This window comes from Nonomuraea basaltis (assembly GCF_005893125.1).
GTDB lineage: Bacteria > Actinomycetota > Actinomycetes > Streptosporangiales > Streptosporangiaceae > Nonomuraea > Nonomuraea basaltis.
This window is the reverse complement of the sequence record NZ_VCJS01000128.1, coordinates 1-15,829: the sequence shown is the minus strand read 5'-3', so window position 1 is coordinate 15,829 and position 15,829 is coordinate 1. Positions and strand designations below refer to the sequence as shown.

24 protein-coding genes are annotated in these 15,829 nt (G+C 66.4%); 5 read left to right on the top strand and 19 right to left on the bottom strand.

Annotated features, from left to right (window positions below; genetic code table 11):
- Positions 1 to 11 precede the first annotated feature (11 nt).
- Together EJK15_RS42495 and EJK15_RS42490 are read right to left on the bottom strand one after the other, a co-directional pair.
- The gene (locus tag EJK15_RS42495; RefSeq protein ID WP_138716145.1) at positions 12 to 1,160 is read right to left on the bottom strand and encodes a NucA/NucB deoxyribonuclease domain-containing protein; all 1,149 of its coding nucleotides are present in this window, start codon (positions 1,158 to 1,160) and stop codon (positions 12 to 14) included.
- A 536-nt stretch (positions 1,161 to 1,696) separates the two neighbouring features.
- Positions 1,697 to 2,029, bottom strand: coding sequence for a hypothetical protein (locus tag EJK15_RS42490; RefSeq protein ID WP_138716144.1), 333 nt, complete (start codon positions 2,027 to 2,029; stop codon positions 1,697 to 1,699).
- A gap of 89 nt (positions 2,030 to 2,118) precedes the next feature.
- Between EJK15_RS42490 and EJK15_RS73270 the strand changes: the two genes are divergently transcribed.
- Positions 2,119 to 2,382 carry a hypothetical protein gene (locus tag EJK15_RS73270; protein ID WP_206061442.1) on the top strand — a complete coding sequence of 88 codons (264 nt, stop codon included), beginning with the start codon at positions 2,119 to 2,121 and terminating at the stop codon, positions 2,380 to 2,382.
- Positions 2,383 to 2,453: 71 nt separating this feature from the next.
- Positions 2,454 to 3,680 carry an IS30 family transposase gene (locus EJK15_RS42480; protein WP_138716143.1) on the top strand — a complete coding sequence of 409 codons (1,227 nt, stop codon included), beginning with the start codon at positions 2,454 to 2,456 and terminating at the stop codon, positions 3,678 to 3,680.
- A 50-nt stretch (positions 3,681 to 3,730) separates the two neighbouring features.
- Here the strand turns inward: EJK15_RS42480 and EJK15_RS42475 are convergent, their stop codons facing one another.
- Both EJK15_RS42475 and EJK15_RS42470 read right to left on the bottom strand, forming a co-directional pair.
- On the bottom strand, positions 3,731 to 4,396 hold the full coding sequence (locus EJK15_RS42475) for a leucine-rich repeat domain-containing protein (protein WP_138716142.1): 666 nt from the start codon (positions 4,394 to 4,396) through the stop codon (positions 3,731 to 3,733).
- Between the two features lie 197 nt (positions 4,397 to 4,593).
- Positions 4,594 to 5,571, bottom strand: coding sequence for a methyltransferase (locus EJK15_RS42470; protein WP_138716141.1), 978 nt, complete (start codon positions 5,569 to 5,571; stop codon positions 4,594 to 4,596).
- Between the two features lie 48 nt (positions 5,572 to 5,619).
- Between EJK15_RS42470 and EJK15_RS42465 the strand changes: the two genes are divergently transcribed.
- From EJK15_RS42465 to EJK15_RS42455, 3 genes are read left to right on the top strand one after another with little or no spacing between them, the layout of a single operon-like run.
- Entirely contained in the window at positions 5,620 to 5,955 is a 336-nt protein-coding gene (locus EJK15_RS42465) for an ArsR/SmtB family transcription factor (protein WP_420847131.1), read from the top strand.
- Positions 5,952 to 6,392 (top strand): SRPBCC family protein, encoded by a 441-nt coding sequence (locus EJK15_RS42460; protein WP_138716139.1) that lies wholly within the window; start codon positions 5,952 to 5,954, stop codon positions 6,390 to 6,392. The genes EJK15_RS42465 and EJK15_RS42460 overlap by 4 nt, the downstream gene beginning before the upstream one ends.
- Positions 6,389 to 6,985 (top strand): maleylpyruvate isomerase family mycothiol-dependent enzyme, encoded by a 597-nt coding sequence (locus EJK15_RS42455; protein ID WP_138716138.1) that lies wholly within the window; start codon positions 6,389 to 6,391, stop codon positions 6,983 to 6,985. Before EJK15_RS42460 ends, EJK15_RS42455 begins: the two co-directional genes overlap by 4 nt.
- A 191-nt stretch (positions 6,986 to 7,176) precedes the next feature.
- On the opposite strand, the gene EJK15_RS42450 is transcribed toward EJK15_RS42455, so the two are convergent.
- The 15 genes from EJK15_RS42450 to EJK15_RS42380 all read right to left on the bottom strand — a co-directional run.
- Positions 7,177 to 8,178: a DUF3560 domain-containing protein gene (locus EJK15_RS42450; RefSeq protein WP_138716137.1), complete on the bottom strand. Its 1,002-nt coding sequence runs from the start codon at positions 8,176 to 8,178 to the stop codon at positions 7,177 to 7,179.
- Between the two features lie 55 nt (positions 8,179 to 8,233).
- Complete coding sequence (locus EJK15_RS42445; protein WP_138716136.1) at positions 8,234 to 8,458, bottom strand: hypothetical protein; 225 nt, start codon at positions 8,456 to 8,458, stop codon at positions 8,234 to 8,236.
- On the bottom strand, positions 8,455 to 9,108 hold the full coding sequence (locus EJK15_RS42440; RefSeq protein WP_138716135.1) for a hypothetical protein: 654 nt from the start codon (positions 9,106 to 9,108) through the stop codon (positions 8,455 to 8,457). Before EJK15_RS42440 ends, EJK15_RS42445 begins: the two co-directional genes overlap by 4 nt.
- A gap of 59 nt (positions 9,109 to 9,167) precedes the next feature.
- The gene (locus EJK15_RS42435; RefSeq protein WP_138716134.1) at positions 9,168 to 9,650 is read right to left on the bottom strand and encodes a hypothetical protein; all 483 of its coding nucleotides are present in this window, start codon (positions 9,648 to 9,650) and stop codon (positions 9,168 to 9,170) included.
- Positions 9,647 to 10,093: a hypothetical protein gene (locus EJK15_RS42430; protein WP_138716133.1), complete on the bottom strand. Its 447-nt coding sequence runs from the start codon at positions 10,091 to 10,093 to the stop codon at positions 9,647 to 9,649. Before EJK15_RS42430 ends, EJK15_RS42435 begins: the two co-directional genes overlap by 4 nt.
- The gene (locus EJK15_RS42425) at positions 10,090 to 10,512 is read right to left on the bottom strand and encodes a hypothetical protein (protein ID WP_138716132.1); all 423 of its coding nucleotides are present in this window, start codon (positions 10,510 to 10,512) and stop codon (positions 10,090 to 10,092) included. The genes EJK15_RS42430 and EJK15_RS42425 overlap by 4 nt, the downstream gene beginning before the upstream one ends.
- An 8-nt stretch (positions 10,513 to 10,520) precedes the next feature.
- Positions 10,521 to 10,796 carry a hypothetical protein gene (locus tag EJK15_RS42420; RefSeq protein ID WP_138716131.1) on the bottom strand — a complete coding sequence of 92 codons (276 nt, stop codon included), beginning with the start codon at positions 10,794 to 10,796 and terminating at the stop codon, positions 10,521 to 10,523.
- A gap of 11 nt (positions 10,797 to 10,807) precedes the next feature.
- On the bottom strand, positions 10,808 to 11,224 hold the full coding sequence (locus EJK15_RS42415; RefSeq protein ID WP_138716130.1) for a hypothetical protein: 417 nt from the start codon (positions 11,222 to 11,224) through the stop codon (positions 10,808 to 10,810).
- Between the two features lie 76 nt (positions 11,225 to 11,300).
- Positions 11,301 to 11,627 carry a DUF6011 domain-containing protein gene (locus EJK15_RS42410; RefSeq protein ID WP_138716129.1) on the bottom strand — a complete coding sequence of 109 codons (327 nt, stop codon included), beginning with the start codon at positions 11,625 to 11,627 and terminating at the stop codon, positions 11,301 to 11,303.
- Positions 11,628 to 11,854: 227 nt separating this feature from the next.
- Positions 11,855 to 12,571, bottom strand: coding sequence for a hypothetical protein (locus EJK15_RS42405; protein WP_138716128.1), 717 nt, complete (start codon positions 12,569 to 12,571; stop codon positions 11,855 to 11,857).
- A 750-nt stretch (positions 12,572 to 13,321) separates the two neighbouring features.
- A complete protein-coding gene (locus EJK15_RS42400; RefSeq protein WP_138716127.1) occupies positions 13,322 to 13,711 on the bottom strand; it encodes a hypothetical protein in 390 nt (129 codons plus the stop codon).
- Between the two features lie 83 nt (positions 13,712 to 13,794).
- Positions 13,795 to 14,052: a hypothetical protein gene (locus EJK15_RS42395; RefSeq protein WP_138716126.1), complete on the bottom strand. Its 258-nt coding sequence runs from the start codon at positions 14,050 to 14,052 to the stop codon at positions 13,795 to 13,797.
- On the bottom strand, positions 14,049 to 14,624 hold the full coding sequence (locus EJK15_RS42390; RefSeq protein WP_138716125.1) for a hypothetical protein: 576 nt from the start codon (positions 14,622 to 14,624) through the stop codon (positions 14,049 to 14,051). The genes EJK15_RS42395 and EJK15_RS42390 overlap by 4 nt, the downstream gene beginning before the upstream one ends.
- Positions 14,625 to 14,706: 82 nt before the next feature.
- Positions 14,707 to 15,057, bottom strand: coding sequence for a hypothetical protein (locus EJK15_RS42385; RefSeq protein WP_138716124.1), 351 nt, complete (start codon positions 15,055 to 15,057; stop codon positions 14,707 to 14,709).
- A 520-nt stretch (positions 15,058 to 15,577) separates the two neighbouring features.
- On the bottom strand, positions 15,578 to 15,829 hold a 252-nt coding region (locus EJK15_RS42380; RefSeq protein WP_138716123.1), incomplete at its 5' end, for an ArsR/SmtB family transcription factor.

Genomic DNA, 15,829 nt, shown 5'->3' with positions numbered 1-15,829 from the left:
TAGCCTAGCAACTATTCGTTCATCCGTGGATCAACATTGAAGGCGTCCCCATCGAGGAGACGGTTCTCCCGCACGAACGTGGCGTACTGTATCCCCGCGTTCTCGTTCTGCCAATCGGGGACAAGCCTCCACGTCCAGTCGTCGCAGCCGCATGTGTACGCACCTTGATAGGTCCGCGCCATCGGGTATTCATCGCATTGCATGCCCGCCGGCCTGGGGTTAGGGGCGTCGGCACATGCTGTAGCGTTGTTCTCGAGCGCATCCGCGTCGCTATACATTCGCTGAAGCGGCGCATCCCCGGGCGCGCCGGGCGACCCGAGCGACTGCGACCAGGCAACATGCTCGACGAGCTCTGGCCATACGCTGTGCTTATACACCATCACTGGCCTGAACTCCCTAATCACACATCCCTGCGTTGTAGGGTAGCCCTTCAACATGCCGTCATCACAGCGGACCACTGGCGGCCAGACGGCCGGCTCGAACAAGATCCAGTCCATCTCGTCCTCACCTACCTTCTGGACGAGACCGCCATCGAAAGTCAGCGGACCACGGCCAGGGATCGGCACTGTGGACTCGAAAGTTGTATTGAGGTGAGTCCAGGCGTAAAGCTGAGGAGTAGTCCACGGGCCGATTTTAGAGGCCGGAGTGCACCTGCCGGTACAGTTTAGTTCGGGCCTTAGCTGGGTCTCCGGGTCCCAGTCGTCTCGCGGGTTGAATGCATAGTATGCGATGTCGTACCCCACGACGCCTTCGTTTTGCGCCGTGAGTATATGGTGCCAGACCGCCAGATCGAGGGTGCCAGCAAGTTCGCCGGTGTCAGTCCACACCCATTGTAGAGTGACGATCTGCCACGAACATGCGTCGTAGCGGGTGTACTCCCACCTGTCGTACCCATCGGCACACCAGGCAGGAAAGCCTTCCGGAATCCCTCCGATGGGATCGGCCGCTCGCGCTTGCGCTTGATTGCTCTCGGCTGGACGACAGACGACCTTCTTTAAGCCCTTAGCGCGCAGCTCAGGAAGCTTCTTCTTTACCTGGTCGCAACTGCCCGTAGGAGGCTCGACTCTCGCGCGCCTGGGAGCTACTTCCGGCTTCTGGTCCGACTTCTCCCTAGCAGCCGCGTTTTTCGCCCTCAGATTGTCGATCTGCGGCTCGTCCACTTGCGCATAGCTAGGTGTAACAGATAAGGCGATTACTGTGAGGATGACTGCCACCACGGCCGAGGCAGCCGAAGGCCGCCACCGCTTGTTGGCTCGAATGATCACTTTCAGCCCTTTCGAGGGGAGTTTTATCCTGACAGCACATGATCATGGCATGGCACGTACACCCTCTCAAGACTTGACCCCATGTAAACCATGAGCTAAGAGCAGGGCCGAGATGTTAGAAGTAGCACACAAGCTACGCTCGAGAGCACAGACTGTAGAATAGCCTGAGCAGGGCATTCACCATTTGGAAGCGATGGCGCCTCACTTGAACGCCGTCCAGTTGTCTACGCCAAATTGGTGCCGGTAGCCCCACGCCGCCTCTATGCGGAGCAACGACATCGGTACCCGACTCAGGCGATTATCCGCGGGATCGCCCTCGACAGCACTCAACACAAAGTAATCAACTTTGGGCTAAGTGTCGTCGATGAGCTTGAGGGCCCACTCGTACGCGCCATCCACGTCGATGCCGTTGTTCTGGGCAACGATGAGGTCTACGAGGTCGTTGACCGCGCGGGCGGCATCGACGCGCCCGGCGCCGACGTCAGGCACAGGATCGGGTGGGTGGTGTCGTCGTGGATGACAATGCCGTCCTTCTGGCGGCGGCCGGCCCGTGACACCTGCACGATGCGGACGCCGTGGCGGGCAAGCAGCGGGTAGATGTGCTGTTCGACGAGGTAGGCGGTTTCCACCCATTCGTCTCCGGTCTGCGCCGTCACGACCACGAGGTCCCGCAGATCGAACCAGCGCGAGCCGGGCTCGGTGAGCCACCGCAGCAGGATCGCCGTTGAGTCCAGGCCGAGCCCGTACGAAAAGATGATCTTCACGGGATCTCCGGGGAGGCCCCCGCCTCTCGCCGCGAAAATTGGGGCGTGTTGACTTCATTGCTTTCAGAAAGAAAGAGTGAAGTCCCCCGGTGCTCAAGGAGGCCGTCGTGCCCGTGCGCGTAAAGGTAACCCTGACGCTGATGGGCGCTCTCTTCCTTTTTGTGGTGGTCAACCCGGACGCGGACGGATCTTGGGCCCTCGCGCTCTTCATCTTCCTTGCCGTCCTACTCGACATATTTCTGTCTGACGACTCACCGAACGGGAGCGCTGGTCGCGACGGAGGCGCGGGATATAACGGAGGCGGGAGAAGCGGAGACGGGGGATTTGGTGACGGCGGAGACGGGGGCGATTAAGAAGGACGGCCCCGGCCAGGGAAGACCTCCCTTTCTAGCGGTCGTTGCAACACCCCGTCCTGGGGAGTTCGATGGCCTTCGAAGTACGCAAGAACCGGGCACCGCAGGGCCGCCGGAAGCTGACCGCAGAGCGGGAGGAATACTTCCGCCTTATGGATCAAGGTCTCAGCAGCCGTGAGGCGTGCCGGATCGTCGGGATCAACCGGCGGACCGGGAAGCGGTGGCGCAACGGCTCGGCGCCGAACAAAACCAAAAAGAAGGGGGCACCGCCGGTCCCACGACCGGCGGTGCCCCCTTCTGACGCGTCCCGCTACCTGCGAGAAGACGAGCGGATCTACATCGCTGACCGAGTGCGGGAGAAGGCCTCGATCCGGGAGATCGCGCGCGAGCTCGGCCGTGCGCCCTCGACCATCAGCCGGGAGATCCGCCGCAACCGGCACCCCACCGGCGGCCAGTACCGACCGCACGCGGCCCAGGCCCGAGCCGACGCGCGCCGGCCCCGCCCCAAGCCCAGCAAGATCGGCCAGAACCCGGAGTTACGGGCATACATTCAAGAGCACTTGCACAAGCGCTGGAGTCCTGAGCAGATCGTCCAGAGTCTGCGCAGGAGCTTCCGCGAGCGGGCGGAGATGAATGTGTGCCACGAGACCATCTACCAGGCTCTTTACGTCCAAGGTCGCGGCGACCTGCGGCGCGAGCTAACTCGGGCGCTGCGCACCGGCCGCGCGATGCGCAAGCCGCGCCGCCTGGCCCAACAGCGCCAGCCCCGCTACAGCGCGCCCATGGTGATGCTCAGCGAGCGGCCGGCCGAAGCCGACGACCGGGCTGTGCCCGGCCACTGGGAAGGCGACTGCATCATCGGCAAGAACGGCAGCTCGGCCATCGGCACCCTGGTCGAGCGCACCACCCGCTACGTAATGCTCGTCCACCTGCCCATCGACCGCAGCGCCGAGCGCATGCGCGACGCCCTCGTGGAGACCATGGCCACGCTGCCCGCCCAGCTCAAACGTTCCCTGACCTGGGACCAGGGCAGCGAGATGGGCCGCCACCACGAGTTCGCCGTCGCCGCCGACATGCCCGTCTACTTCTGCAACCCGGCCAGCCCCTGGCAGCGTGGCTCCAACGAAAACACCAACGGCCTGCTGCGCCAGTATTTCCCCAAGGGCACCGACCTGTCCGTCCACACCCGCGACCAGCTCGACGCCGTCGCTGCCGAACTCAACGCCAGACCACGCAAAACGCTCGACTGGGGCACCCCAGCAGAGCGTCTCGCCATGCTGCTCGCCGCAAGCACCTAGACCCACCGTGTTCCGACGACTCACGCGTGTGGCGCAGTCACAAGACCAGCTCAGGGCGTGTCGTAGACGGGGAACAATCCCGGGATCTCGGACGGGGCCCGGTCGAGGAGCTCTTCGAGTTCGTCGGGTTCGATCTTCAGATGGTCGGCGTCCGGGTACGCGGTGTGCTCCAGCCCAGGCCGGCACAACCAGTGGCCCTCGTCGTCGCGGTAGTAGTCGAACGGCAGGTCGGCCGCGTACAGCCGACGGGTGAGCCGCCACTCCCGCTCTTCAGACACCCTCAGCTGCGGCACTCGCTCGCGCAGTACCGGCACCACCTGGTGGTAGGCATGATCGGACAGGGGATTGCCGGTCAGATCCAGTTCCCGGAAGTGGCGCTCGCCCGCCGTCAGGACGTCAATCTCCGTGATCGCGTTGTTCCGCGCCGTCAGCCTCTGGAGCTTGGGCAGCTCCGCGACAACCGTCAGATCGGAAACCGCACTGACCTCGACCGTCAGGTTGGCGATCGGCAGGCCGGCCAGCGGTTTCAGGTCGCGACCGCTGTAACCGATCAGGCGCAGTACGCGCAGCCCGGTAAGTCGGGCCAGGTCGCTGATGTCGGTCGCCGACAGCACAGGCACCCCTTCCACTGCGGCCAGATCCTGCTCAGTGAACGGCGGATCCCGCTGGAGCTGAAGCTGAACCGCCCGCTCAATGGCCGGGTTGATGATAGTCACTGGGTCGGATCTCCTTGTCGAATCCTCACTGCGTCTTCCACTTGCGGCCCAAGGCTAGAGATCTCAGGCTCAAATCGCGAAAGACGCTCGGCTGCCAGCCGAGCGTCTCGCTATGCTTCCACCACCAGTAGTTGATCACCGTGTTGCGACAACCCCTGGAATTCGCCGGCCAGGGCCGGGGGCGCTTAAGTAGGCGGCTACTGCTCGGCGGGGATGACCACGACGACCGTGCTGGCACCAGTCGCCGGGGCGAACGAGCCTTCGGGCAGCTCCTCGAACCAGCCGCCGCGCTCCTCCACCAGGCCGCGGAACTTCTCAGCCGCCCTGAACTGCTGGAAGATCACCCCGGCGCCCATGACGGCGACGAGCCGGCCGCCGGGCTTGAGGAACTGCAGGGCGTGGGCGACGTGCGCGATGTCCTTGCCGCCGGAGAACGGCGGGTTCATGACAATCCGGTCGTAGCTCTGGCCCTCGGGTTCTGTGTCGAGGAAGTCCCGGACGAGGATCATGCGCGCCCCCGGGACGCGCTCGGCGAGGACGTCCGACAGGTTCCGATCAAGCTCAACGCAGTCCACGACCGCGCCCAGCTCGACGGCAGCCAAGGCGATGTTTCCGGTGCCCGCCGAGGGTTCGAGGACCGTCATGCCGGGCTCGATCTCGGCCAGCTCCATGAGCTTGTCCACCACGGCGGGTGGGGACACGAACGCCTCGCGGTCCCGGCCCACGCGCATGTTGTCGGCCATGTTCGCGGCCGCCCGAAGCTTCTCGGTGTCGATCGTCGGCACCTCGACCTTCGGCCTGGCTGAGGCCTTCTTCGCGGGCCGCTTCGGTGCGATGACTTCGGGACCGTCCTCGCCGTGCGGGCATTCGACGGCGCGGATGTCGGTGTACTTGACCTTGTCGGGCCAGGAGTAGCCGGACTTGGCTTTGTTCGCGAGTTCCGGCGCCAGATGTCGCTGAATTCGGGCGCCAGCGAGATCTTGCCGATCTCGATGTTCGTGAGTTTCGGCGCCACCGTCACCTGGGACGCCTTCGCCCGTCGTCGAACGGGCTCCCCGCTCACCCATGGTGACGAGCCGCTCGGGCGGCCCGCACCTTGTCTGCGGCAGGTAAGCACGTTGCCATGTGACGCCGAGCCGCCGTAGCCCCAACCGCAGCTTGATGCGAGTACTCAAGTTGACGCTTGATAAAGCAGATGCTTGAGTGTCTACATGGGAACCATGGTGGAGGATCAGCAGCTCGATGCCCTGTTCACGGCGCTCAGCGACCGCACCAGGCGAGACATCGTGGCCCGGCTGAGCAAGGGCGAGGCGACGGTCAAGGAGCTGGCGGAGCCGTACGCCATGAGCATGCAGGCCGTGTCGCATCACATTCGGGTGCTCGAGCGGTCCGGCCTGATCAGCCAGGGACGGCACCGGCAAACCCGGCCATGTCGGCTCGAACCCGCGGCGCTCGAGGCCGCGCTCTCATGGATCGAGGAGAGCCGGCGGGCGTGGTCAGACCGGATGGACCGGCTAGAGACGCACCTCGCCCGCTTGCAGGAGGGTGAGAATCAGTGAACGCCGACGAACTCGTCTACAGGCGGGTCTTCCGCGCGCCGCGCGAGCTGGTGTGGCGGTGCCTCACCGAGCCCGCCGAGCTCGCGCGCTTCTGGGGCCCGAGCGGCATGGCCACGCCGATCGACGGCATCGTCGTCGAACTTCACCCCGGTGGCCGGTTCGAGACCCTGATGCTCGGCGAGTACGGCAGCCATCGGATGGTTGCCACCTTCACCGAGATCGTCCCGCCCGAGCGGCTTGCCTGGGTCGAGTCGGCGACCGGGATGCACACCACCAGCACGCTGGAAGACCTCGGCGATGGCAGAACCGCGGTCGTCATCCACCAGCGCAACGTGCCCGAGACGATGCGTACGCCCGAGTCCCGCACCGGCTTTCTCACGTCCCTCGACAAGCTCGAGGAACATCTGGCTCACCTCATACAAGGGGACCGATCATGACCGACCTGCAGTCCTGGGTAGCGCCGACCTACAGTGGGCTCGCCGATTCCCTCGCCGCCGCGACCGTCGAGACGTGGGACGCCTCGTCGCTGTGCGAGAAGTGGCTGGTGCGCCATGTGATCGCGCACGTGACGATGCCGGCGCGGCTGACTCCCGAGCAGTTCGGGGCCGAGATGGCGGCGGCCGGCGGCGACTTCACCGTACTTTCCGACACCGTGGCCACGCGGGACGCTGCGCTGCCCGTCGCCGACCTCCTCGTCCAGCTCCGATCGCCGAGACTGCACGCGTGGCAGCCGCCGGGCGGCGGTGCAGCCGGTGCACTGAGCCATGCCGTCATTCACTCCCTGGATGTGACGATCGCGCTCGACCGGCCCGCGATCGCACCGGCAGAGGCTGTGACCGCCGTCCTCGATCAGCTCACCGCCGCAAACGGCACCTTGTTCGGCATCGACCTGACCGGTGTCCGGCTCGAGGCCGCCGACACCGACTGGAGCTGGGGAAACGGCCAGCTCGTTCGCGCCGACAGCGGCTCTCTGGTGGCACTCCTGAGCGGCCGAGCCCTGCCCGACGGCCGGACACTGCCCCACGGCTGACACCCCGGGCCGACACGCCCTCACGTGGGGACCAAGGGCATACGTCTGCAACGTCCAACACGGCCTCCACGTTGGCCCGATGTCCGCTCATCGGTAAAAGTGCGCATCGACCCATCGTTCGCCATCGCGCTGCCGTCTACGGAGAGTGACCTAGCGACCCTGCGCTAACCTCGTCGCTGCCTTAGCCATGGTCAACAAGTGGCGCTCGTTCTCACGAGCATTCGCGCGGGACGGGCCGGAGAGGTGGCGCCGAAAGTGACGAACATCTGGCTCCCGTTCTCGCGGATAAAATCACCGGACTCGACGCCCACGGTGGCCGTGTTGACCTTCACCACGCTGCGCGGCCGCAGCCCCCAGTAGTGGACGACGTCGCCCACGTGCACGTTGTGCTTGCCCCACTCGACGTACTCGCCCGCCTCCACCGCGGCGGCGAGCTGCGCCCGGTCGTATTCGAGCTGGTTCTCCAGCTGCACCTTGCGGGCGAGCTGCATCTCCCGGTAGTCGCCCTGGGCGGGCTCGTGGTTCTCGATGTAGTACGGGTTGCCCGTGTGGTCGAGGTGCCTGCGCTCGTAGCCGTCCAGCGACTTCTGGATCTTGCGCAGCTCGGACTCGGCCGTCTTGATCCGGCGCGCCGTCACTTCCGGAGTCGCGGAGCGACGCAGCTGGCTGCCCACCGCATTCGCCCGGCGGGCCGTTTCCTGCGCCTGGTCGTTCTCGTCGATGCTCTTGCTCATCGCCTGGTGCATGCGCTTCTGGTCGCGCCGAGCGCCCCGCTCGGAGTGGTGGCCGACCAAGATGGGCTGGCCGCCCGCGAACCGCTCGCCGAGCTGGTTCGCGCGCTCGTGCGCGGCCGCCGCCTCGCCGGCGTGCCGGTCGGCCTTCCGCTCAAGCGCGTCGCGGCGGTCTTCGAGCCGGTCGGACTTGTCCTCCAGGACCTGGGCGCGGTCGCGGAAGTCGTCGTCGATCTCGACCTCGACCTCGAAGCCCGCCTTGCGCAGGGCCTCCGCCGCGGCGTTGATCGCCCACCGGTCGGCGACCCGGTCACGCGAGTTGCGGAGCCCGATCATGCGGATGGAGGGGAAGAACTTGAAGTTGCCGTGCTCGTACTTGCGGATGATGTCGTACACCCCGTCGCCCTTGCGGGTGCCGTAGACGAGGGTGCCGTCTTCGTGGGTGTGCTTGATCGTGATCAATGTGCCTCGCTCAAAGAGGCGCAGGGCAGTAACCCGCCGCCCTGCGCGGGGGTGGTTACTGCTGGGGGCCGTGCTCGCAGTCGTGGAGCAGGTGGTCGTCCATCAGGGCGTCGAGCGCCTTGGTGACGCTCTCGCCGTAGCCGGGCTGGGCGCCGCTGGCCTTCTGCCTGCACAGCGGGCACGTCACGGCGATCGTGAAGTTGCCCCGGTCGTGGAAGTAGCCGTGCTGGCGCGCCTTGCGGGCGATCTCGGCGCGGCCGGTCTTCGTCGCCGGGTTCACTCCTCGCCGTCCTCGTCGGCGTCAGCGTCGATGAGCTGGGCCTGCATCAGCTCCAGCACGAGCTCGCGGGGCGGTTTGCCGCCGGGCTGAGGAGCGAACACCGCGCAGTCCGGCGGGCACTGCGTGGTGCGGTCCTCGGGGCTGGCCGGGGTGGTGCCGCAGTGCGGGCACCTCTCGCGCGGCACGGTCTGGGCGACGTCGAACGTGCCCTTCTTCACGTAGTAGCGAGGCCCGCGCTTGCTGGACTGCCAGCCCTCTTCGGCCAGCTTCTTCTCCTCGGCGCGCTCCTCCTCGGTCTTCTTCCGGCCGATGTGGCGGAACGTGAAGAGGGACTTCTCCCCCTCGGCGACGCATCGGCCCTGGCTCAGCCAGTAGTCGAAGCCGCCGCAGTGGATGAGTGGGCGGCGCTGCGCGGCCAGCAGCATGGCGTTCTGCAGCGAGTAGCCGTCGTCGTCGCTGGCGGGGTCGTACTTCCAGCCGATGCTCGCGGCGATCGACCGGAACTGCTCCAGCGCGGCCGGGTTGGCCAGGCACGCCGTGGCGTAGGCGTGCAGGACCTCTCTCGCTGCGGTGCGGCTGGCGGTGTCGCGGTCCTTCATGGCCTGCGTGACCTTGCGGCGCTTGCGGGGCTTCTTCGTGGCGGTAGCCATCGTGGCGTTCTCCTCGTGACGTTGATTCCGGTTCCGCTATCAGCTGGCGTGCGTGGTCACTACTGCGACTCCGGCCCGATCGGGAGACCGTAACGGGCGTCGAGCGGGCCGAGGATCACCTTCACGCCGAGCTCCTTCGCTCGAGCGAGCGCGGCCGGCCCGTCAGCGGCCCATTCGCGGACTCGCCACTTGCCGCGGCTCTGGTCGCACAGGGCATACTCGCCGTGCTCCTCGACTCGGTCGCCGTGGTGACCGACCGCGATGGGCCCCATAGGGCGGTAGCGGTAGGTGCCGTCCGGCAGTGTCACCTTGTGCGCCCCGTGCGGTATGCAGTGCTTACACGGCATGCAGGTTGCGGTGAAGAGGCGGTCGTAGGTGCTGGTCACCTCGCTGACCCCCTCGATGCCCTTGACCTTCGGACAGCCAGGGTCGTGGAAGTCCTTCCTGTACGGGCCCGGGCCGAGACTGTAGGCGTGCTCCCCGTCCGGGTCCTGGTAGATGGGGTGGTTGAGCAGCGTGACCGGGCGGTGGATGGGCCTCACACCGTCACCTCTTCCTCGGCGCGCACGTGCGTGGTGTACGGCTCCCCCGCGCTGCCGTCGTCGTAGCGGACGACGAGCCGGACCTTCACCTCGTCGTCGGGGATGATGTCCTCCACCAGCCCGGCGCGGCCACCGCAGACCACGCGCTGGCCGACGTGGAACGCCGACATCTGCTCGCGGTGGCCACGCAGGTAGCGGGTCATCTGGTCGGATCCCACCACCGCCGAGGGGTTCGGCCGCCCGGGGTACTGGATGGCGGCAGCGAACGCCGTTCCCGCCCGGAGCGCGACGACGATCTTCCAGTCGTCGCGGGTCAGGATCAGCTCCGATGTCCCATCGGCGACCGGGCTGGTTTTGATCGCCCAGCCGCACAGGTGCGCCTTCGTGGTGATCACGCTGTGGCTGGTGTTCGGGTTGACGGCGGGCCTGGTTCGTCTGGTCATCGTGTTCCTCTCGGGATCGAGTCGGACACGGCGCGTGCCATGTCGTAGATGTGGTCGGGCAGGTCTGAGGGGCAGCCGCAGTCGCACAAGCCGGTGATGACGACGCCGCCGCGCAGGTCGAGCCACCACCGGTCTGCGGTGGGCGGGAAGTACTGGTCGAGCAGCAGCCCGGCGATGTGGTTGCGTTCCCGGTCGCCGGGGTGGGCCAGCCGGCCCACGATGAGGTTGAGGTGCGGGTACTCTTCGACCTCGCAGATCTCGGCGTCGGTGTCGCCGTCGCCGAGGGTGAGCGCGCCGGACAGGTAGCCCAGGTCGAGCCGGTCGCCTTCGTCGGACAGCAGCAGCGCCACCCGGCCGCCGGGGTTGAGGTCGGTGGTGAGCAGCAGCCCCATCACGGTGTTCGTCGCGATGCTCGTCATGTGGTGGCTCACTTCTGCCAGCCGTGCTCGGGCAGCGTGTTGAGCAGGCCGATGATCTCGGAAGCGCCGCTCCCCTTCCGGTTGGTCATGTTCGGCTGCCACGTCATCGAGATCCGCAGCGCGCGGCCCTTGTCGGCGGAGACGTCGAGCGTGCCGAAGTACATGCCGCGGCTGAGACGCAGCTGGTAGATGCGCCGGTACGGCTCGTCGGGGATGTTCACGGTGAAACCGGCCTCGCGGAGCCGGTTGATGATCTGGGCGGCGGTGCGGTTCGGCTGGAGCATGGGTTTCCCTTTCAGATCTTGATGAGGTTGTCGGCGCCATGCTGTTCCCCCATGCAGGGGCAATCGCAGACGTGGCCGCGGGCGCCTCGGCAGCGGCCGTCGCACCGCTTGTCGGGGTTGGGGCCCTTGCCGGTGTCGAGCTGCTGCCACCGCAGGAGCGTCTTGTGGTCGGGGCAGCGGGGCCGGTCGTCGGTGACGCCGCGGTTCCACTGGCGCGGCTCGTGGTACAGCCAGTCGTAGACGTCGAAGAAGGACCACCAGCCGGTGTCCGGCATCCCGGCGTGCTTGGCGACCGGCTTGAGGAAGCTGCCGATGACCCGCTGCGCGCGGTCGCGGTGGTACTCCCGGATGGCGGGGGTGTCCATGACGGCGCGGTGCTTGCAGCCCTTGACGGGGCACTTGCCGAACATGCGGGTGGTCTCGTCCACGGGGGTCCTCCAACTGGTGGGCTCGGTCGGGGTCGCCCGCCCCGCGCCGGCGGGCGCGGAGCGGGCTCGAGGGCTGTCAGAGGCCGGGGAAGTACTTCTTCTTGCACACAGGCCCGATTCCGTCTCTCACCGACACCGGGTCGCTGAGGAGCCTGAAGCAGCAGCAACAAATGCCGTACTCGTGGCCGAAGCCGCTGGCGTCGTCGAGGGTGATCTTGTCGGTCGGCGTGAACTGGCTCGGCCGGTGCAGCGACGCGTACCGGCGGGCCTTCCCGCCGACGACCCGGATCTTCTTGGCGCGTAGCGCCCCGTTTCGGAGGGGCTTGATCTCGTAGATGTCGCCGTTCTTCTTGTAGACGCCGGGCTCGATGGTCGTGGTGGCGGTGGCGGTGGCGGTGCTCATGGTGTTGGTCCTCCTGAACGTGCGACGGCCCCGCGACCGTGGCGGTCGCGGGGCCGGTGCCGTGTGTTGATTGCGTCGCCGCTATCGGCGGGCGGTGCTGGTTGTTTCTGTGGTGCGTTCTCTCGCATATTAGCACGTTCAGCGCACCGATATAGACATATGCGCTACCAGTGTGAACAGCTGATATAACAGTTTGATCACGAGCAGCGCTAGCGATCGAGCCGGGGTCAGGTCCAGTTGGCGGAACAGGCGTAGCTGTGGTCCTCGCGGGGCGCGTCCTTGTGCGCCGGGCAGTCTCCGCACTCGTCGTGGATCTCCACAGGGAAGGCGTCGGTGACGCTTTCCCCGGGCCGGGTGTCGTCGATGTAGCGGCAATCGACGATGACGCCAGGGCAGCCGACACCAGCACACCAGTACAGGCTGTCCCACTCAGCGAACTTGGGATCGTCGAGCTCGATGAGGGCACCGCCTGGGAAACACGGATGGAATCCGGCGTTAGAGGGGACGTTGCCGCACAAGCACGTGATGTCGTCGTACTCGTCCACCGTGACGACGCCCGGGCGCGGCCCGTCCGCTCTGCGGACCCGGACGGGCTGAACGATCCGCAACGCATTGTCGCTGCGCTGGTGGGACGGGTAGGCGATGACGCCCTCATAGGCCAGGCGGCGGGCCTCCACGCACTGCGGGGCGTCGCACGTCGCGGTCACGTACACCCCGTCGCAGTCCTGCTCGACCGCGCGGGGCCGGGCGCGGCACCAGCTGCAGGCAGGCAGATACTCGACCTCGGGCGTCAACAGGGCGACGACGAGCGGCAGGCCGGCCAGCCGAGCCACGCGGATGGAGTTGAGCACCCAGGCGCGGTCGGTGGTGGTCTGCGGCTCGAACCAGTCGTGCCCTCGGAGCTCCAGACGGTAGCCGCGGGTGGCGGCGGCAACATACTTCACGAGTTCTCCTAATGTGGGGCGGCCTTTCCAGGCCGTGTGCGTGCGTTACGCTGAAAGGCACTGGGGCCTCGTTGTGGCGACGAGGTGTCCGGGGCTTTTTGTGGTGTTGGATGGCCGGACCTGTGGCGGGCCCGGCCATCGCCATTTCCGAGGCTGCCCGGTCAAGCCTGGCATGCACGGACAGCCGGATGTCATACGTACGGTGGACGCAGCGGAGCACCTACCACCAGAGTTGACCCCAAATTCCAACCTTGGTTTGATTCCACGCCGCCTGCCGACCCGTACGTTGGTGACATGTCTCGGGCGGACACTTGTCCGCCGGGTCCTGTTCGTCAACGAACCTCGGTGAGGTGGCACATTGGCTCGCGGCTTCAAGACCCTGCCCGCCGTCGTGGCGGCCAGCATGATCATGACAGTGTCCCTGGTGAGCGGCCCTGCGGCGGCCACTACGGACTCCGCTTCCTTCTGCCCACGTCCGAAGGTCAGGAACGCGGACACCGGCTACGCCATCATGATGAGGACGGTCGGCCTCAAAGCCGGGCCGTACGCGGGAAGCCGGTGCCGGACAGTGGGTCAGGCCCGCCTGCGCCAAGTTCTGTACTTGCACTGCTGGGTGAAGAACGCCTACGGGAAGTGGTGGGCCTACGGGCGGCTGAAAGGCACTTCACTGCACGGCTGGACGTCCATAGACAATCTTTACCGGTGGCGAACCGACGGAACTCCGCACTGCGAAGACGAGGATCACCGCGACTAGTAGCAGGCGTCGCCGTGCGGGCCCACGAGTTGCACCGTGCGGGTGACACCGGGGTACTTGCGGCTGTGCTGCACCATGTCCACGGAGTTGTCGCCCCAGCAGGTCCTCTTGCCGTCCTGCCACTCCGGGTCCTTCTCCTCCATGTGGCGGTAGTACCGTCCGTAGCGGCGATTGACGCGGTAGACATGGGCGTAGTCCTCCTTCGACAGGCGAAGCCAGGTGCGCTCCCGCAGCCAGTAATCGCCGTGAGACTCAGGCGAGCCCAGGTAGTACTCACGCACCGTGCGCTTCGAGCTGTGCTGGTAGGTGTGTTCAGCGAGCCAGCGCAGCATGTCGGCGGCACTGCGGAACTCCTTGGGCTCGTTGAGGTACGTGGCAGTGATCATGGCTCCCCTCCCCGGGGTGGTGGTGCTGAAAGGACGGCGGCCGCGCCCGAGACAGACCGCCGCCGTGGATTGTGGTTCCGCTATCAGCCTGCGCGGCTGGCCATCATGGACTCGAACAACGTGTCGCCGATGAGCATGGCGTGAAGGATCGCCTCGTCCGCCATCCCACGGCCCCAGTCCTGCGTTTCCAGGACCTTGATCAGGGCCTCCCGCACGTCGCCGTAGGCGCCGCCGGGCTGGACGGCAAGGCGCTGGTCGTCGGCCTGGTCGAGCAGGCGCAGCGTGTTCAGCAGGTGCTCGGCCACGGCGCGGGTGCTGGTGTCCAGCGTCGGCGCGGTCACAGCTGGCCGTCCATGTGCGCGACGGCCTCGGCGATGCCCTTGCCGGTGGTGAGCGCGTGCTCGATCGCCTCGATGGCCAGCTCCCGGTCAACGGACTGGGTGTCGAGCAGCGTGATCAGCACGTCGCGGACGCCCCGGTACACCGGCATGAAGTGGTCGCCGAACTCGACCTTGAGCGCGGCCGCCCTCCGCAGGCTGTTGAGCAGCTGGTCAGCGAGCCGAATCGGCGCGGGCCGCTCCGGCTTCACGTCCGGGTCGCCGAACTGCTGGATCATGCGCCCGACCACCCACGCCTGATCGCGTCCGGTCAGGTCGTCGAACTTGGCCGTCTGCCACGGGTACGGCGTGCTGCCGAGCGCGCGAATGTACTCGTCGGACAGCTCGTCGAACCAGAAGCCCGCCGTGTCGAGCACGTCCGCCACGTTGCGCTCGAACTTCTCCAGGGTGGCGGCCGGCCCGGTCAGCATTCGGGCGACCGTCTGGAGGATCTGGGTGGTGGTGGCGCCTGCGTCGCGCGCTGCCGTCGCGGCCGCGCGGAGTTCGGCGCGGGTGCGGGTGATCATCGTGTCCATTGTGGTTCTCCTCGTGAAAGGCGGCGGCCCCGCGACGTCGGGTCGCGGGGCCGGTGCCGGCGGGTCGGTAGCGGTGCCGCTATCAACAGTCCATCGTGTTCAGGTTGTGCAGCCAGCAGGTCATTCTGACGGCAGCGTGCATGGTGAGGTGAGCGGCGAAGACCTTCGGGATGTCGTCGTAGGTGAAGCCGTTGTCGAGGTCGTAGCCGTACCTTTCAGCGTCCTGGACGGTCCGGGCTAGGGCGAGGTCCCAGACGAGTTCGGTTGCCCGCTGCAGCCGCGCCTCCCAGTCCTTGGTGACGTAGTCGGCGGCGCGGGCGGCGGCTGCGAACGCGATGGCGTCGAGTGCGTGGGTGGTGGTCGCGCCCGCCTCGTGGGCGGCGTTGCGGATCTGGATCGGGCCGGGGAGGGTGGTTGTGGCGGTGGCGGTCACGGCGTTCCTTCCTGGTGTTTCGGCTGGTCAGCGGTGCTTTTGTGTGGTGCTTGGATCTTCAAGCTAACACATATAAGAGAGGTATGAGTACAAGTGGGGTACCAGTGATCATTTCTGCTGGTCACGATTCGGTTACCGTCTCAGACGCTCTCTAAGCGCTTGACAGTATCTGTCGCGTCAGACGTACCGAACGCACCTCATACGCGTCTCTCCGTCAATCTCACGCGCGCACAGCGGTACTTTCGGACGCTCACCGCCCGCCGCCCCCGGCTTTACGACGTAGATTCGGATTTGTCGTTTTGTCGGGCGGCACGCTCCGCACGTGCAACTACAGACTTTAGTTGTCATATACAGCTTTGAAATGTCACCAAGATCGATAGCCGCAGCACTCGCCCGTCCTGATGCCGGTTCGCTCTGGAGATGGCGAGTCTTGCGTGAGGTGATCAAGGTTGGAGCAATATCCGCATCTTTCGTGATTTTTGCTCTCAGCGCATCTGCAAAAGGTCCCCGGAGCGCCAGGTCAGGGCGGGGTTTGGTAGCGGATCAGGTCGGTGCCGAGGCGGCTGATCTGGTGGATGACCATGTTGGCGTGGCGGGTGCTGGTGATCAGTCCGGTGCGGTGGAGCACTTGGGCGTGGGCGCTGGCCGAGGAGAGTGAGGTGCCGGTCCGGCGGGCGAGTTCGCTGGTGGTGCATCCGGTGGTGGCGGCGATGCAGCGCAGGATGCGGGCTCTGGTGGTGCCGAGCAGGTCGGGCAGCGCGTCGTCGAGGGC

What these genes read in the sequence shown, in the direction of transcription:
- EJK15_RS42480 (WP_138716143.1), top strand. Translation starts at nt 2,454, where the DNA reads ATGGCCTTCGAAGTACGCAAGAACCGGGCACCGCAGGGCCGCCGGAAG.
- EJK15_RS42455 (WP_138716138.1), top strand. Translation starts at nt 6,389, where the DNA reads ATGACCGACCTGCAGTCCTGGGTAGCGCCGACCTACAGTGGGCTCGCC.
- EJK15_RS42440 (WP_138716135.1), bottom strand. Translation starts at nt 9,108, where the DNA reads ATGGCTACCGCCACGAAGAAGCCCCGCAAGCGCCGCAAGGTCACGCAG.
- EJK15_RS42430 (WP_138716133.1), bottom strand. Translation starts at nt 10,093, where the DNA reads ATGACCAGACGAACCAGGCCCGCCGTCAACCCGAACACCAGCCACAGC.
- EJK15_RS42425 (WP_138716132.1), bottom strand. Translation starts at nt 10,512, where the DNA reads ATGACGAGCATCGCGACGAACACCGTGATGGGGCTGCTGCTCACCACC.
- EJK15_RS42420 (WP_138716131.1), bottom strand. Translation starts at nt 10,796, where the DNA reads ATGCTCCAGCCGAACCGCACCGCCGCCCAGATCATCAACCGGCTCCGC.
- EJK15_RS42410 (WP_138716129.1), bottom strand. Translation starts at nt 11,627, where the DNA reads ATGAGCACCGCCACCGCCACCGCCACCACGACCATCGAGCCCGGCGTC.
- EJK15_RS42400 (WP_138716127.1), bottom strand. Translation starts at nt 13,711, where the DNA reads ATGATCACTGCCACGTACCTCAACGAGCCCAAGGAGTTCCGCAGTGCC.
- EJK15_RS42390 (WP_138716125.1), bottom strand. Translation starts at nt 14,624, where the DNA reads ATGGACACGATGATCACCCGCACCCGCGCCGAACTCCGCGCGGCCGCG.